At 69.1% G+C, this 15,600-nt stretch carries 15 protein-coding genes; 8 read left to right on the top strand and 7 right to left on the bottom strand.

Annotation, left to right across the window (positions count from 1 at the left end; genetic code table 11):
- The first annotated feature begins 49 nt into the window (after positions 1–49).
- The 4 genes from lipB to J7E97_RS27920 all read left to right on the top strand — a co-directional run bounded on the left by lipB (position 50) and on the right by J7E97_RS27920 (position 3,083).
- Positions 50–850, top strand: a complete 801-nt coding sequence (lipB, locus tag J7E97_RS27935) for a lipoyl(octanoyl) transferase LipB (RefSeq protein ID WP_215032841.1) — start codon at positions 50–52, stop codon at positions 848–850.
- Between the two features lie 109 nt (positions 851–959).
- Positions 960–1,907 carry a lipoyl synthase gene (gene lipA / locus J7E97_RS27930; protein ID WP_215032836.1) on the top strand — a complete coding sequence of 316 codons (948 nt, stop codon included), beginning with the start codon at positions 960–962 and terminating at the stop codon, positions 1,905–1,907.
- Between the two features lie 269 nt (positions 1,908–2,176).
- Positions 2,177–2,374, top strand: coding sequence for a hypothetical protein (locus J7E97_RS27925; RefSeq protein WP_214950030.1), 198 nt, complete (start codon positions 2,177–2,179; stop codon positions 2,372–2,374).
- A 10-nt stretch (positions 2,375–2,384) separates the two neighbouring features.
- Positions 2,385–3,083 carry a DUF4191 domain-containing protein gene (locus J7E97_RS27920; protein ID WP_215032833.1) on the top strand — a complete coding sequence of 233 codons (699 nt, stop codon included), beginning with the start codon at positions 2,385–2,387 and terminating at the stop codon, positions 3,081–3,083.
- Between the two features lie 100 nt (positions 3,084–3,183).
- Here J7E97_RS27920 and J7E97_RS27915 read toward each other — a convergent pair whose 3' ends face one another.
- Positions 3,184–3,651, bottom strand: a complete 468-nt coding sequence (locus J7E97_RS27915) for an RDD family protein (RefSeq protein ID WP_215032830.1) — start codon at positions 3,649–3,651, stop codon at positions 3,184–3,186.
- A 185-nt stretch (positions 3,652–3,836) separates the two neighbouring features.
- Between J7E97_RS27915 and glnA the strand changes: the two genes are divergently transcribed.
- Complete coding sequence (glnA, locus tag J7E97_RS27910) at positions 3,837–5,246, top strand: type I glutamate--ammonia ligase (RefSeq protein WP_215032827.1); 1,410 nt, start codon at positions 3,837–3,839, stop codon at positions 5,244–5,246.
- A gap of 84 nt (positions 5,247–5,330) precedes the next feature.
- Here the strand turns inward: glnA and J7E97_RS27905 are convergent, their stop codons facing one another.
- Positions 5,331–7,532, bottom strand: coding sequence for a hypothetical protein (locus J7E97_RS27905; RefSeq protein ID WP_215032824.1), 2,202 nt, complete (start codon positions 7,530–7,532; stop codon positions 5,331–5,333).
- Between the two features lie 156 nt (positions 7,533–7,688).
- On the opposite strand from J7E97_RS27905, the gene J7E97_RS27900 reads away from it, so the two are divergent.
- Positions 7,689–7,970: a hypothetical protein gene (locus J7E97_RS27900; protein WP_215032808.1), complete on the top strand. Its 282-nt coding sequence runs from the start codon at positions 7,689–7,691 to the stop codon at positions 7,968–7,970.
- A gap of 126 nt (positions 7,971–8,096) precedes the next feature.
- Positions 8,097–8,414, top strand: coding sequence for a MazG-like family protein (locus tag J7E97_RS27895; protein WP_251055264.1), 318 nt, complete (start codon positions 8,097–8,099; stop codon positions 8,412–8,414).
- A 21-nt stretch (positions 8,415–8,435) separates the two neighbouring features.
- Here the strand turns inward: J7E97_RS27895 and J7E97_RS27890 are convergent, their stop codons facing one another.
- The gene (locus J7E97_RS27890; RefSeq protein WP_215032806.1) at positions 8,436–9,089 is read right to left on the bottom strand and encodes a TetR family transcriptional regulator; all 654 of its coding nucleotides are present in this window, start codon (positions 9,087–9,089) and stop codon (positions 8,436–8,438) included.
- Positions 9,090–9,175: 86 nt separating this feature from the next.
- Between J7E97_RS27890 and J7E97_RS27885 the strand changes: the two genes are divergently transcribed.
- Positions 9,176–9,946 carry an SDR family NAD(P)-dependent oxidoreductase gene (locus J7E97_RS27885; protein ID WP_215032803.1) on the top strand — a complete coding sequence of 257 codons (771 nt, stop codon included), beginning with the start codon at positions 9,176–9,178 and terminating at the stop codon, positions 9,944–9,946.
- Positions 9,947–10,009: 63 nt separating this feature from the next.
- Here J7E97_RS27885 and J7E97_RS27880 read toward each other — a convergent pair whose 3' ends face one another.
- The 4 genes from J7E97_RS27880 to sucB all read right to left on the bottom strand — a co-directional run.
- On the bottom strand, positions 10,010–10,531 hold the full coding sequence (locus J7E97_RS27880; RefSeq protein WP_215032800.1) for a DUF4240 domain-containing protein: 522 nt from the start codon (positions 10,529–10,531) through the stop codon (positions 10,010–10,012).
- A 263-nt stretch (positions 10,532–10,794) separates the two neighbouring features.
- Positions 10,795–13,479, bottom strand: coding sequence for a pyruvate dehydrogenase (acetyl-transferring), homodimeric type (gene aceE, locus J7E97_RS27875; protein ID WP_215032797.1), 2,685 nt, complete (start codon positions 13,477–13,479; stop codon positions 10,795–10,797).
- A gap of 235 nt (positions 13,480–13,714) precedes the next feature.
- Positions 13,715–14,338, bottom strand: coding sequence for a GntR family transcriptional regulator (locus J7E97_RS27870; RefSeq protein WP_215032902.1), 624 nt, complete (start codon positions 14,336–14,338; stop codon positions 13,715–13,717).
- 262 nt (positions 14,339–14,600) lie between these two features.
- Positions 14,601–15,600: 2-oxoglutarate dehydrogenase, E2 component, dihydrolipoamide succinyltransferase (gene sucB / locus J7E97_RS27865; protein WP_215032794.1), on the bottom strand; the 1,000-nt coding region annotated here is incomplete at its 5' end.

Genomic DNA, 15,600 nt, shown 5'->3' with positions numbered 1-15,600 from the left:
TACGTGCACACAGCACGTTCGACGGCAGGTTCAACGAGGAGGCACCGCGGTGGCTGAGCTTGGGTTTGTCCGTCTGGGCTTCGGACCGGAGGCCGTGGAGTACACGGTGGCCTGGGAAGAACAGCGCCGGGTGCACGCGGCCCGCTTCGCGGACGAGATCGAGGACACCTGCCTGCTGCTGGAGCACCTGCCGGTCTACACGGCGGGCCGGCGCACCGCCGACAGCGAGCGGCCGCTCGACGGCACGCCCGTCGTGGACGTGGACCGCGGCGGCAAGATCACCTGGCACGGTCCGGGCCAGCTGGTCGGCTACCCGATCATGAAGCTGCCCCGCCCGGTGGACGTGGTCGCCCACGTCCGCCGCCTGGAGGACGCGCTGATCCGCACCGCCGCCGAATTCGGCCTGGAGACCACCCGCGTCGAGGGGCGCAGCGGGGTCTGGGTGCTCGGCGATCCGGTGGAGGAGCGCCCGAAGATCGGCGGGCTCTCCCTGGACTTCGACCCGCGCCTGGCGGACGAGGAGTTCGACCCGCGTCTGAACGGCCCCGAGTACGCCCCGTCGAACGCCGGCCAGCGCCGCGAGGACCGCAAGCTCGCGGCCATCGGCATCCGGGTCGCCAAGGGCGTCACGATGCACGGCTTCGCGATCAACGTGAACCCGGACAACACCTGGTTCGACCGGATCGTCCCCTGCGGGATCCGGGACGCCGGTGTGACCTCGCTCTCGTACGAACTGGGCCGCGAGATCACCATCACAGAGGTGCTGCCGGTGATCGAGCGGCACCTGAAGGACGTACTGGAGCACGCGGAGCTGCGGCCCCGCGAGACGGAGCCCGCCGTGGGCTCGTAGCGGCGCGGGAATGGGTGCGGCCGCCCGCAGGTTGGCCGACGTAAGAACGTACGAAATTACGGGCGTACCCTGGTGGGCGCCGAAGAATCGAAGTCACAGGGAGCCGGTCGTGTCCGCAGTCGCACCCGACGGACGCAAGATGCTGCGCCTCGAGGTCCGTAACGCCCAGACCCCCATCGAGCGCAAGCCCGAGTGGATCAAAACCCGGGCCAAGATGGGTCCCGAGTACACCAAGATGCAGGCCCTGGTGAAGGGCGAAGGACTGCACACGGTGTGCCAGGAGGCCGGCTGTCCGAACATCTACGAATGCTGGGAGGACCGCGAGGCCACCTTCCTCATCGGTGGCGACCAGTGCACCCGGCGCTGCGACTTCTGCCAGATCGACACGGGCAAGCCCGAGGCCCTGGACCGCGACGAGCCGCGCCGCGTGGGCGAGTCCGTCGTCACGATGGACCTGAACTACGCCACGATCACGGGCGTCGCGCGCGACGACCTGGCGGACGGCGGCGCGTGGCTGTACGCGGAGACCGTGCGCCAGATCCACCAGCAGACGGCGGAGCGCGCCGCGGGCCAGACCAAGGTCGAGCTGCTCGCCCCGGACTTCAACGCGGTCCCGGAGCTGCTGGAAGAGGTCTTCGCCTCCCGCCCCGAGGTCTTCGCGCACAACATCGAGACGGTGCCGCGCATCTTCAAGCGGATCCGCCCCGGCTTCCGCTACGAGCGCTCGATGGACGTCATCACGCGGGCGCGGGCCTACGGCCTCGTCACCAAGTCCAACCTGATCCTCGGCATGGGCGAGGAGCGCGAGGAAGTCACCCAGGCGCTGCGCGACCTCCACGAGGCGGGCTGCGAGCTCATCACGATCACCCAGTACCTGCGGCCCTCGCCGCGCCACCACCCCGTCGAGCGCTGGGTGAAGCCGGCCGAGTTCGTGGAGCTGGCGCAGGAGGCCGAGGAGATCGGCTTCTCCGGCGTGATGTCCGGGCCGCTGGTCCGGTCCTCCTACCGCGCGGGCCGGCTGTACCAGCAGGCGATGGAGAAGCGCAGCACTGTGTGAAGTCGCGCACAAAGTCTTACTCGTAGGTAACACCGCATCGACGCGGCCCCTAGGCTCTTTCCCGGAAGAGCCCGGCGGGCCGCGTAAATGTTTCATCACTGTTTGACCGACCGGTCACTCCCTGGTAACACCAATCAGTGACGATAGCTCCACGCACCGCGCACGACCCCGCGCAGACCTCCGCGCACGCGCCGGTGCGCGAAGTACCCCGTACCGACCGCTCCGCCCCGCACGCCACCGACGTGAGCTCCGTGAAAGGGATCGACATCATGCAGGCCGCGCCCGTACGCGCCATCGCCATCCCGTCCTTCACCGACGCCTTCCGGGGCATCGAGTCGCTGCTCATGAGCGGTGCCCGCCGCAACGCCTGGACGGCGGTCCTCGAAGACCGCCGCAGGGCCAAGGACCGGGTCGAAACCGAGCACGTACTCGAGGCCGCGGCGACCCGGACCGAGAAGGCCACGTAAACTTCGCTCCATGGCGAGGAAGTCAAACGCAGAGACTGCTGCGAACCCCGGGCGACTGAAGCAGATCGCCCTGACGTACAAAATGACGCGCAAGGCCGACCCGAAGGTCGGTCTGATCGTCGCGGGCGTGGGAATCGTCACCTTCGGTGTCTTTCTCGCGATCGGCTTCCTGATCGGCCACCCGGTCTACCTGGGCATCCTGGGCTTCCTGGTGGCGTTCCTCGCGATGGCGATCGTCTTCGGACGACGGGCCGAGCGGGCTGCCTTCGGGCAGATGGAGGGCCAGCCGGGCGCGGCCGCGGCCGTGCTGGACAACGTGGGCCGGGGCTGGAGCACCACCCCCGCCGTCGCGATGAGCAAGCAGCAGGACATCGTCCACCGTGCCGTGGGCAAGGCGGGCGTCGTCCTGATCGCCGAGGGCAACCCGAACCGGGTGAAGCCGATGCTCGCGAACGAGAAGAAGAAGCTGGCCCGGATCATGCCCGACATCCCGGTCCACGACTTCATCGTGGGCACGGGCGAGGGCGAGGTGCCGCTCAAGAAGGTCCGTACGACCCTGCTGAAGCTGCCCCGCGTGCTCTCCGGCCCGCAGATCACCCAGGTCAACGACAAGCTCCGGGCCATGGGGGACCTGCTCTCGAACATGCCCATCCCGAAGGGCCCGATGCCCAAGGGGATGCGCATGCCGCGCGGCGGAAAGATGCGCTGACCAGCTTTTCGTATACGACGCACGGGAGCCCCGAACCGATGGTTCGGGGCTCCCGTGCGTCGTACCGGCGTATGCGTCGTACCCGCGTGTGCGTCGTGTCTCAGATCCGGACCTGGACGGCGCGCGCGAGGCGGTCGTGCAGGCCGCGGCCGTCGCGGTCCCAGACCAGAGCCGGGATCACCAGGGCGATCAGCACGGTGCGCAGCACCACGCGGCCGATGCCGAGCCGGCCGCCGTCCTGCGAGACGACCCGGAGGCCTACGATCCGCTTCCCGGGGGTGAAGCCCACGGTGCCGACCGTCAGGATGCTCAGGGCCACGAAGAGGGCCAGTGTCCAGTTGCCCGCGGCGTTCCAGTCGCGGCCGGTGACCAGCCCGTATGCGATGAGCTGGCAGGCCAGCCAGTCGATGGCCAGGGCGCCGAAGCGGCGGCCGGAACGGGCGATCGAGCCGGGCCCCTGCCGGGGCAGGCCCAGCTGCTTGCCGGGGTATCCGAAGTCGACGCCCATCTGCTCGGCGGTCTCGCGGGGGCCGGAGAGCCAGGATCCGATTGCTTGCCTCTTGTCCACGCGAACACGGTACCGGTGCTGCTCGGCGCCGTTCCGCCGAGGGCCTGGTTAACTTGTGCGAAACAAATGGGTCATGCTTGAGAAACCCCGTCTGCTTATGGTCGGGTCAGCGTGCGGCACCGCACTGGCGCACCACTAGCTATAAAGCCCGCCCCTGCCCCGGGGTCGGGAGTAGGAGGAGTTGGATGTTCAAGAACGCCGACGAAGTGAAGCAGTACATCGAGGAGAACGACGTCAAGTTCGTCGACGTCCGCTTCTGTGACCTGCCTGGTGTGATGCAGCACTTCACCATCCCGGGGCGGGCGTTCGACCCGAACGAGGAGCTGGCCTTCGACGGCTCCTCGATCCGCGGCTTCCAGGCGATCCACGAGTCCGACATGGCGCTGCGTGCCGACATCTCCACCGCGCGCCTGGACCCGTTCCGCAAGGACAAGACGCTCAACATCAACTTCTTCATCCACGACCCGATCACGGGCGAGGCCTACTCGCGCGACCCGCGCAACGTCGCGAAGAAGGCCGAGGCGTACCTCGCCTCCACCGGCATCGCCGACACCGCGTACTTCGGCCCCGAGGCCGAGTTCTACGTGTTCGACAGCGTGCGCTTCGCGACCACCGCGAACGAGAGCTTCTACCACATCGACTCCGAGGCCGGCGCCTGGAACACCGGTTCGGAGGAGAACAACCGCGGCTACAAGGTCCGCTACAAGGGCGGCTACTTCCCGGTCTCCCCGGTCGACCACTTCGCCGACCTGCGCGCCGAGATCTCCCTCGAGCTGGACGCCCAGGGCCTCCAGGTCGAGCGCCAGCACCACGAGGTCGGCACCGGCGGCCAGGCCGAGATCAACTACAAGTTCAACACGCTGCTCGCCGCGGCCGACGACCTGATGCTCTTCAAGTACATCGTGAAGAACGTCGCCTGGCGCAACGGCAAGACCGCGACCTTCATGCCGAAGCCGATCTTCGGTGACAACGGCTCGGGCATGCACGTGCACCAGTCGCTGTGGGCGAACGGCGACCCGCTGTTCTACGACGAGACCGGCTACGCCGGCCTCTCGGACACCGCCCGCTACTACATCGGCGGCATCCTCAAGCACGCCCCGTCGCTGCTGGCGTTCACCAACCCGACGGTGAACTCCTACCACCGCCTGGTCCCGGGCTTCGAGGCGCCGGTCAACATGGTGTACTCGCAGCGCAACCGCTCCGCCGCCATGCGGATCCCGATCACGGGCTCCAACCCGAAGGCCAAGCGCGTCGAGTTCCGCGCCCCGGACCCGTCCTCGAACCCGTACCTGGCGTTCGCGGCCCTCCTGCTGGCCGGCCTCGACGGCGTCAAGAACAAGATCGAGCCGATGGAGCCGATCGACAAGGACCTCTACGAGCTCTCCCCGGACGAGCACGCGAGCGTCCCGCAGGTCCCGACCAGCCTCGAGGACGTCCTCAAGGCCCTCGAGGAGGACCACGAGTACCTCCTGGCCGGCGGTGTCTTCACCCCCGACCTGATCGAGACCTGGATCGACTACAAGCGCACCCACGAGATCGCCCCGATCGCGCTGCGCCCGCACCCGCACGAGTTCGAGCTCTACTTCGACCTCTAAGCCGTAGCGCGGGTAGGAATACCACCGGAGCCCCGGCCCTCTCCACCGAGAGGGCCGGGGCTCCGTGCGTCCGGGTCCGGATTCCTACGAGGGCTCCGCCAGTCTGTCCATGTGCGGCACCATTCCCCGAAGGTCGGTGCTCGCCGCGAAGAGGAGCTGGGCCGAGGTGTCGGCTTCCGCCCTCGTCAGCGGATGGTCACCGGCTCCCGCGGCGGTGGCATCCACCAGGAGGTCCACCAGCTCCTTCAAGGCGACCGTGTCGGTCGCGAGCTGACGCATCCGCCGCAGCACCTCGTGCGGGGCATCGGACCCGCGAGGCCCTCCGGGGCCCGGGTGCGGTGCCGGTCCGGTGGCCTCCGCCCCGCCGGCCGAGGGCCCGGTGCGCTGCGCTTCGGGGGAGGCGTCCGTCGGCCGGGGCGATCCCGTGGCCTCGTCGGCGAACAGGGTGCCGTCGTCTTCCGGGGGCGCGGAAGGCGGGGGTGGTGTCCTGCGCCGTGGCGTCTGGGTCTGGGTCCGGGTGCCGGACTCCTTGGGGAACTCGCGGTTGAACCAGGCGCGTGACATCGGCTCGATGAGGGGTTCACCGGAGAGCCCGACCTTGCGCGGCTTCCGGTCACCGTCGTCCATGGCCGAAGCCAGCTCCCGCAGGACGCCCACGGCCTTCTCGGGATGGTTGCGCATGGCGTTCAGACTGTTGCGGACCGTTCGCCGCACTCGGTCGGCCTTGACCCCGAAGTCGTCTTCCGTCTTCTGTCCGGTGAGCGACCCCCGGTCGGCATCGATGATGTCGAAGGCTGCGAGCCAGTGGGCGGCGCGGTAGGCGATGAGCTCTTCCAGGGCCTCGGCGTCGCTGTCCGCGCAACGGAGGAGTTCTTTCAGGGGACGCCCCGAGACCTTGATTCCCTCTCGGATCTCGCCCAGCTGGAACACCTCGCCGATCCTGGGGTTCCACGGAAAGGGATAGCTCTCGGACGTGAGGGCCGACCACGCCCGGGCTCGCCTGTTGATCTCCGGCGCGCTCAGCTGGGAGGGAGGCGCTTCGCTCAGGGCTCGCCTGATGAAGAGCTGCTTGCGTCGCTCTTTCGGGAACAGCTCCGCCAACAGCATCATCGAACGAATATCTCGCAATTCGCTTACGCTGACGATTTCGGCACACTGGGGCAAGTCGGTGACCGGCGCTGATCCCGAAAGCACCTCTGCTGTCTTCTCATCGAGCAAACCTTCGGCCACGTAGGAGCCGAGCACGCTGCGGCCGAGCGCACGGCTGCGATCGTTCGGAGTGAATTCCAAAGGCGGGTGCACGTGGTCGTGCCTATTGCTCATTTGTGCGATTCGGTACAGCCGGCTGGGTGTGGGGCAGCCGATCACGAGATGGGCCTCGACGACCGCCACGCGGACGGCACGGAACGCGCGCGACTCCGGTTCGGCCTCCGCCGACCCCTCCTTGGCCAACTCCTCGTTCAGGAGCCGGGAGAGCTGCGGCAGCCATTCGTTGGCGTCGAAGAGTACCTTCTCGCCGACGCCGCCGATGTTTTTCACGGAGACGCCCGTGACCACCTCGGCCGAGCTGATTCCGAAGATCTCATGCCGCTGCTTCGTACGGTTGTTTCCGCGTACCGCCATCCATTGCCAGTGGGTTTGTGGGTGGAGGGGGGCGCCGTCGCGATCCAGTAGGGCATCTTCTCGGATCGTAATGTGCTGGGCGATGTAGAGGCCGGGCTCCTTTTGTCCGTTGAGGACGAGGTCTTCCCGCAGGTTGAAGGTGCGGCGCCCGTCTTGAAGCGCCAGAGCGGCGGCAGCCTTGTCGAGGCTGGCGGTCAAGGATTCCCTGCTGTCCGTCACCATCTCGACTGCGGCGAAAGTCTTCTCGCGGCCCGCCGTGGTGACCCTGACGAAGGGGGTGACCTGGGGGAGCGCGTAATGCCCTTCCCGGGGGATCGCTGGATTCGCCGCCGAATGCCACTCGGAACTGATGCGCTCGTTGTGCTCCCAGACGCTGCCGCCCGCGCCGTGCATCCGCACGACGACGGTCAGCATTTCTCCAGAATCCGAACGCACGTTCCGGAGGGCGGCATCCTTGATCCGCCGGGTACCCTTCTCATCCGGATCAGTCAGAATATCTGCTGGTCTCACCAGGAAGGGCGCCATGTTCTCCAGCGCCTCGCGGGGCACATTGACCCCTGGTGTGGCGAGAACGGCTTCCACCCACGCGGCCTGCTCTTCCAGCGAAGGGGGAAGCGGGAACGGTGCCTGCTGGCTCGGTTCGGACTGGGCGGCTGAGCTCACGGTATCCCCTGCGCTCTCGATCGATAACTTGAGATTTATGATGCGCAGGCAAATGATGAAGAGGGAGGCGATTCATGGAATCGATCACATTCGGTCATGGATTGACTTACTTCATCAATGTGGAGCAGATTGCGCCTTGGAGTATGGATCGAGTCGTTGGCGATGCGAGAGTTGGAAAATCCAATCGCGATTTCGCCGGATACGGCGAAGCCTCCCGAAAGCCGAGTGGCGCACACCATGAACACCTCCTCAAGCGGAACGCCAGTCGCCATTTGGCTGATCATCGTGGCGCTGACGTCCGCTGCCCTCGCACTGGGCAGTGCGCTGATCGTCTTCATGCAGGGTGGCGGCGCTCGGGATGCGACGAAAGCGGGCGGGACGGTCTTCGCGACCAGCATGGGGATCGGCATCGCGGCGATCGGCCTGCTGCGCGCCTGAGGCTCGTACGGGACGGCTTGCGAGGTTCGTGGCCCCGAGAGGCCAGCCCCGCCCCTTTCTCGGGAAGGCGGCGGGGGCTTCGGCGTTATAGGCGTGCGAGGCGGACGGGCCCGCTAATTTCGAATCATGGAAGATCCGTGGAAGACCATCGGGGCGCTCGCGGCGCGGTTCGACGTGCACGACCGGGAGCGGGGGATGGGGCGCGAGGAGAGCGTGACGTTGCAGATCCTGAAGATCGGCGAGGAGTTCGGGGAGGCGGCTCAGGCGGTCATCGGGGCCAAGGGTACGAATCCCCGCAAGGGCCACTCGCACACCTGGGGCGACGTCGAGGCGGAGGTCGCCGACGTCATCATCACGGCGATGGTCGCCCTCGCCCGGATGAGGCCCGACGCTCCCGCCTACCTGGCGGAGCACCTCAGGGAGAAGTCGCAGCGCTTCCTGTGAGCCGAGCCGGCCGGGCCCGCCTCAGCGCAGCAAGGGCATCGCGCCCGTGAGGTCGCGCAGGCAGCGGACCGCCAGTTCGGAGGGGGAGCCGGGGCCCGAGGGCGGGGCGTCCGTGGCCGACCAGAGTTCCAGGGCGATGCGGATCGCGTCCGTGGCCGCCGCCGCGAGGAGGCGGACGCCGAGGGTGTCGGCCTCCTGGCCGGCCAGCCGGGCGACGACCGGCACCAGGCGCTCCTCGGAGTCCTGGTTGACGCGGTACCAGACCGCGCGCAGGGTCTCGTCGGTCGCGGCGGCGCGGAGCAGGCCGCGGGTGACCTCCAGGCCCTCGTCGAGGGCCTGGGGGTCGGCGAGGGAGCGGGTGACGGCGCGTTCCAGGGCCGCGGCGAGCGGGCTGCCGGGGTCTTCCTCGGCGAGCAGGGCGCGCCAGACGTCGCCGCCGACCGCGAGCAGCGGGGCCACGGCCTCCTGCTTGTTGCGGAAGTAGCGGTAGAACGTGCGCAGCGCGACACCCGCGCGCTGGGCGATGTCTTCGGCGGTCGTACCGTCCGGGCCGTGCTCGGCGAACAGTTCGCAGGCCGCGCGGGCGATGTCGAGCTGCGTGGCGGCCTTGCGGCGCTCGTTCAGCGACTGGGCTCCGGGGCCGGGCTGCGGGGAGTACGGGCGAGGGGATCTCACGGGGGAAGCCTACCCTCAGACCGTGAGCGGGATGCGTGCTTTGACAGTCTGGCAAAACGTGTCATGCGCAGAGTACGCTGCTCCTCATGAACCGTTACGAAGGACGTCGCGTCCTCATCACCGGCGGCGGCTCCGGCATCGGCCAGGCCACCGTGCACCGCATCCTCTCCGAGGGCGGCCGCGTCCACACCGTGGACGTCAACGAAGCCGGCCTGAAGATCACCGCCGAGCGGGCGGCCGCCGAGGGACACGCCGACCGCCTCACCACGGCGGTGCTCGACATCTCCGACGAGGCCGCCGTCAAGACCGGCACGGCCTGGGCCGTCGCCACCCTCGGCGGGCTCGACGTGCTGGTCAACGCCGCGGGCATCCTGCGCTCGTCGCACACCCACGAGACCACGCTCGAATCGTGGAACCAGATCATCGCGGTGAACCTGACCGGTACGTTCCTGGTCATCCGCGAGGCGATACCGGCGCTGCTCGAAGGCGACAAGCCGGCCGTCGTCAACTTCAGCTCCACCTCGGCGACCTTCGCCCACCCCTACATGTCCGCCTACGCGGCCACCAAGGGCGGCATCCAGTCCATGACCCACGCGCTGGCCGCCGAGTACAGCAAGCAGGGCCTGCGCTTCGTCTCCGTGGCCCCCGGCTCCATCGAGAGCGGCATGACCACCGGCAACGGCCCCGGCCTGCCCGAGGACACCGACTGGAGCCTCTTCGCGAAGCTCGCCCCGGCCCTCGGTCAGGGCTTCGCCGGCCCGCAGACCGTCGCCGGAGTCGTCGCCATGCTGGGCTCCGAGGACGGCGCGTTCATCACCGGCACGGAGATCCGTATAGACGGCGGCACGCACTACTAGCCGGCCGGTCAGCCGGCCCGGCACGGCCCGCCGGGAACGGCGACGGCAGCGCCCGCCCGGGCCTCAGGCCCTGAAGCGGTTCCACAGCCGGGGGAAGCGCTCCGCGAGCACCGCTTCGTTCTCGAAGTCCAGCGGGGTACCCTCCGGCTCCGCCGCTTGCAGCGGGACGCCCAGCTCCGGCGCCACCGCCCCGGTCAGCTGCTCGTACGCCTCGTCGGCCGCGTACCCCAGCTCCTCGCCGTCCCCGTCGATCTCCTCGTCGAATTCCCCGAGCAGCTCCGCCAGGTGGTCCGGATCGTGCACCGCGCCCTCGAAGACCTCCCGGCCCTGGCCGATCAGCCAGCACCGGAAGTAGTCGAACGCGTCGTCGCTCGCCCCGTCCAGCAGCACCCACGCCGCGCCCCACAGGTCCCAGGTGTACGCCCGGTTGTACCGCGACTCGAAGTGCCGGGCGAAGTCCAGGACGGAGTCCGGATCGAGCTGCGCCAGCCGCTCCACGAGCAGCTCGGCGTGCTCCTCGGGGTCGCCATCGGCGGCCTCGCGGGTACGGTCGACGATCTCCCAGAACTCCGTCTCGTCCATCACCGCTCAAGCATCACGGGTCCGCCCCCGCGCCGCCACCGCGCGTGCCACGAAAGGCCGGTGGACGCCCCCGCACGGCCGCATACTCGGACCGGACCGGAGGCTCGGACCGGACCGGAGGCTCGGACCGGACCGGAGGCTCGGACCGGACCGGAGACGGACCGGCCTCGGATCGGACCCGAGTCGCCCCCCGTGCACGCGAAAGGCGGTCCGCCCCCCAGGGGACGGACCGCCTCACGGTCACTCAGCCGTACGGGCCCCAGCCCTTACAGCCCGTAGCGCTCCCGCGCCTCCTTGACGGAGGACGCCGGGACCTCGCCGCGGCGGGCGAGCTGGGCCAGCGCGGCCACCACGATCGACTGGGCGTCCACACCGAAGTGGCGGCGGGCGCCCTCACGGGTGTCGGACAGACCGAAGCCGTCCGTACCCAGCGAGGTGTAGTCCTGCTCCACCCACTGGCTGATCTGGTCCGGGACCTGACGCATCCAGTCGGAGACGGCCAGCACCGGGCTGGTGACGCCCTCCAGCGCGCGGGTGACGTACGGGGTGCGCAGCTCGCCGCGCAGCAGCGCCTCGTCGCACTCCAGCGCGTCACGCCGCAGCTCGCCCCAGGAGGTGGCGGACCAGACGTCGGCGGCCACGTTCCAGTCGGCGGCGAGCAGCTTCTGCGCCTCCAGGATCCAGTGGATCGCCGTACCCGAGGCCATCAGCTGGATCTTCGGGGCATCGGCGGCGGGGGCCGCCTCCGCCAGGTCGGCCGCCGTGTTGAAGCGGTACAGACCCTTGAGGATGCCTTCCTCGACGCCCTCGGGCATCGCGGGCTGCACCTTCGGCTCGTTGTAGACGGTCAGGTAGTAGAAGACGTCTTCCGGCTTCTCGCCGTACATCCGGCGCAGACCGTCCTTGACGATCACCGCGATCTCGTACGCGAAGGCCGGGTCGTAGTTGAGCGACGCCGGGTTCGTGGACGCGATCAGGTGCGAGTGGCCGTCGGCGTGCTGCAGGCCCTCGCCGGTCAGCGTGGTGCGGCCGGCGGTGGCGCCGACGATGAAGCCCTTGCCGAGCTGGTCGGCGAGCTGCCACATCTGGTCGGCCGTGCGCTGCCAGCCGAACATCGAGTAGAAGATGTAGAAGGGGATCATCGGCTCGCCGTGCGTCGCGTACGACGTGCAGGCGGCGATGAAGTCGGCCATGGCGCCGGCCTCGGTGATCCCCTCGTTGAGGATCTGACCGTCCTTGGCTTCCTTGTAGTACATGAGCTGGTCGCGGTCGACCGGCTCGTACGTCTGGCCCAGCGGCGAGTAGATGCCGGCCGACGGGAAGAGGGACTCCATGCCGAAGGTGCGGGCCTCGTCGGGGACGATCGGCACCCAGCGCTTGCCGGTCTCCTTGTCCCGCATCAGGTCCTTGACGAGCCGGACGAAGGCCATGGTGGTGGCCATCTCCTGCTTGCCGGAGCCCTTGAGCAGCGGGGCGAAGGAACGGTCCGCCGGGGCCGGCAGGGCCACGTGCTTGACCTTGCGGGCCGGGGCCGGGCCGCCGAGGGCCGCGCGGCGCTCGTTCAGGTACCGCACCTCGGGGCTGTTCGCGCCCGGGTGGCCGTACGGGACCTGGCCGTCGGCGAAGGCGCTGTCCGGGATCGGCAGGCCGAGGAGGTCGCGCATGTCCTTGAACTCGTCGACCGTCAGCTTCTTCATCTGGTGGTTCGCGTTCTTCGACTCGAACCCGGCACCCAGCGTGTAGCCCTTGACGGTCTGCGCGAGGATGACCGTCGGCGCGCCCTTGTGCTCCAGGGCGGCCTTGTACGCGGCGTACACCTTGCGGGGCTCGTGGCCGCCGCGGGAGGTGTGGAAGCACTCGGCGATCTTCGCGTCGGACAGCACGCCGGCCAGCTGCACGAGCTCGGCGTTGGCGCCGAAGAAGTGCTGGCGGATGTAGGCCACGTCGCGGGTCGCGTACGTCTGGAACTGCGCGTCGGGTACCTCGCGCAGGCGGCGCACCAGGGCGCCCGTGGTGTCGAGCTGGAACAGCTCGTCCCAGGCGGAGCCCCACAGGGACTTGATGACGTTCCAGCCGGCGCCGCGGAACTGGGCTTCCAGCTCCTGCACCACGCGGAAGTTCGCGCGGACCGGACCGTCGAGGCGCTGCAGGTTGCAGTTGATGACGAAGGTCAGGTTGTCGAGCTGCTCGCGGGAGGCCAGGGCCAGGGCGGCGGTCGACTCGGGCTCGTCCATCTCGCCGTCGCCCAGGAAGGCCCAGACGTGCGAGCCCGCGGTGTCCTTGATGCTCCGGTTCTGCAGGTAGCGGTTGAAGCGCGCCTGGTAGATCGCGGAGAGCGGGCCGAGGCCCATGGAGACCGTCGGGAACTCCCACAGCCACGGAAGGCGCCGCGGGTGGGGGTAGGACGGCAGGCCGTTGCCGCCGGCCTCCTGGCGGAACTTGTCGAGCTGCTGCTCGGAGATCCGGCCGTCGAGGAAGGCGCGGGCGTAGATGCCGGGGGAGGCGTGGCCCTGGATGTAGAGCTGGTCGCCCGATCCGTCGGCCTCCTTCCCGCGGAAGAAGTGCTGGAAGCCGGTCTCGTACAGCCACGCGGCGGAGGCGAAGGTGGCGATGTGGCCGCCGACGCCGTACTTGGAGCCGCGGGTCACCATGGCGGCCGCGTTCCAGCGGTTCCACGCGGTGATCCGGGCTTCCATCGCCTCGTCACCGGGGAACTCGGGCTCCGCGGAGGTGGGGATGGTGTTGACGTAGTCCGTCTCGAGCAGCTTCGGCAGTGCGAGGCCGGCGGCCTCGGCGTGCTGGAGGGTGCGACGGAGCAGGTATTCGGCGCGGCGCGTACCGGCGGCCTTGGCGACGGCGTCGAGGGAGGCCGCCCATTCGGCGGTCTCCTCGGTGTCGCGGTCCGGGAGCTGGTCGAGCTCGCTCGGAAGCTTTCCTACGGGGTCGGACATCGGTGTGCGCCGCCTTCCGGACAAAGGAGAGGTGGTGAAGAAATCCCTGACGGGCAGGACAGGGTCGTCGGACCCGGGTGGGGTCCGCGGATGACTGTAAGGCGCTGATCGATGATCGATCAAATGAAAGTGACGAAGAAACGTCCATATGACGAAAGTCGGCACCGGGTGCCAGGAAAACAGGCACCCGGTGCCGGGCAAATCGGGACGAGCCGGGCATGTTTTGTCGCAGGCTTCAAGCCCGCGGAGCGCATCCCAGAACGTGCCGCTTCACGAGCAGCCCGATGTCCGGGTCCTGGTTCCGGAAGGCCTGTACGAGGGCCTCGTGCTCCTCGGCGTAGGACTTCTGGACGGTTCCCAGCCACCGGATGGACAGGGCCGTGAAGACCTCGATGCCCAGCGACTCCCAGGTGTGCAGCAGCACGCTGTTGCCGGCCGCCCGCACCAGCTCCCGGTGGAAGCCCACCGTGTGCCGCACCTGGGCCGTGCCGTCCGCGCTGCGGTCGGCCTCCCACAGGGCCGCCACGTGCGGCTCCAGGGCCGTGCAGTCGGCCGCCAGCCGGGGCGCGGCCAGCTCGGCCGCGATCTGCTCCAGGCCCGCCCGGACCGGATAGATCTCCTCCAGGTCCGCCGCCGACAGGTTCCGTACGCGGACGCCCTTGTTCGGCGCCGACTCGATCAGCCGCAGCGTCTCCAGCTCGCGCAGGGCCTCGCGCACGGGGGTCTGGCTGACCTCCAGCTCCACGGCGATCCGGCGCTCCACGATCCGCTCGCCCGGCTTCCAGCGCCCGCTGACGATCCCCTCCACGATGTGCTCGCGGATCTGCTCGCGCAGCGAGTGCACGACGGGTGGGGTGATCATCGGGGCTTCATCTCCTGGTGGGTGTGCAGGGTCACGCGGGGCCTGATGCGTAGACAATACGGCGGCGCCGGTCGTCGCGATGCGTTCCTGGTCAGGGGCGCAGGGTGAGGCTGGTTACAGGGGCCCGCGCGAGCGCCCAGCGTACGACGACGGCGCCCCCGCCCGGAACGTGTCCGGGCGGGGGCGCCGTGTGCGGCAGTCGCTGTCGCGCAGAGCCTTACAGGCCGAGGTCGACCTCGTTTGGATCCTCTCGGTCTCGTCAGAGACCGAGCTCGACCTCGAACTCGCCGGCCTCGAGGATCGCCTTGACGGCCGAGAGGTACCGGGCCGCGTCCGCGCCGTCCACCAGGCGGTGGTCGTAGGACAGGGTCAGGTACGTCATGTCGCGGATGCCGATGTTCGTGCCCTCGGGGGTCTCGATGACCACCGGGCGCTTCACCGTGGCACCGATGCCCAGGATGGCGACCTGGTTCGGGGGCACGATGACCGTGTCGAACAGCGCACCGCGCGAGCCGGTGTTGCTGATGGTGAAGGTCGCGCCCGACAGCTCGTCCGGCGTGATCTTGTTGCCGCGGACCTTGGAGGCCAGGTCGGCGGTGGCCTTGGAGATGCCCGCCAGGTTGAGGTCGCCCGCACCCTTGATGACCGGGGTCATCAGGCCCTTCTCGGAGTCCACGGCGATGCCGATGTTCTCCGAGTCGAAGTAGGTGATGGTGCTCTCGTCCTCGTTGATCCGGGCGTTGACGACCGCGTGGGCCTTCAGCGCCTGGGCCGCGGCCTTGACGAAGAACGGCATCGGCGAGAGCTTGACGCCCTCGCGGGCCAGGAAGGAGGCCTTGGCCTTCTCGCGCAGCTTCATGATCTTGGTGATGTCCACCTCGACCACGGAGCTGAGCTGAGCCTGCGAGTGCAGGGCCTTCATCATGTTGTCGCCGATGACCTTGCGCATGCGGGTCATCTTGACGGTCTGGCCGCGCAGCTCGGAGACCGCGGCGGCCGGAGCCTTGGCGGCGGGAGCGGCAGCGGCCGGAGCCGGGGCGGCGGCAGCGGCCTTGGCGGCCTCGGCGGCGGCCAGGACGTCCTGCTTGCGGATGCGGCCACCGACACCGGTGCCCGAGACCGAGGACAGGTTGACGCCGGACTCCGAGGCGAGCTTGCGCACCAGCGGGGTCACGTACGCGCCCTCGTCACCGGCGGAAACCGGGGCGGCGGGGGCGACGGGCGCGGCCGGGGCCACGGGGGCGGCCGGAGCCGGAGCG

This window comes from Streptomyces sp. ISL-66 (assembly GCF_018614135.1).
Lineage (GTDB): Bacteria > Actinomycetota > Actinomycetes > Streptomycetales > Streptomycetaceae > Streptomyces.
The sequence above is the reverse complement of the archived record's forward strand: the minus strand, read 5'-3'. Positions and strand labels throughout refer to the sequence as shown.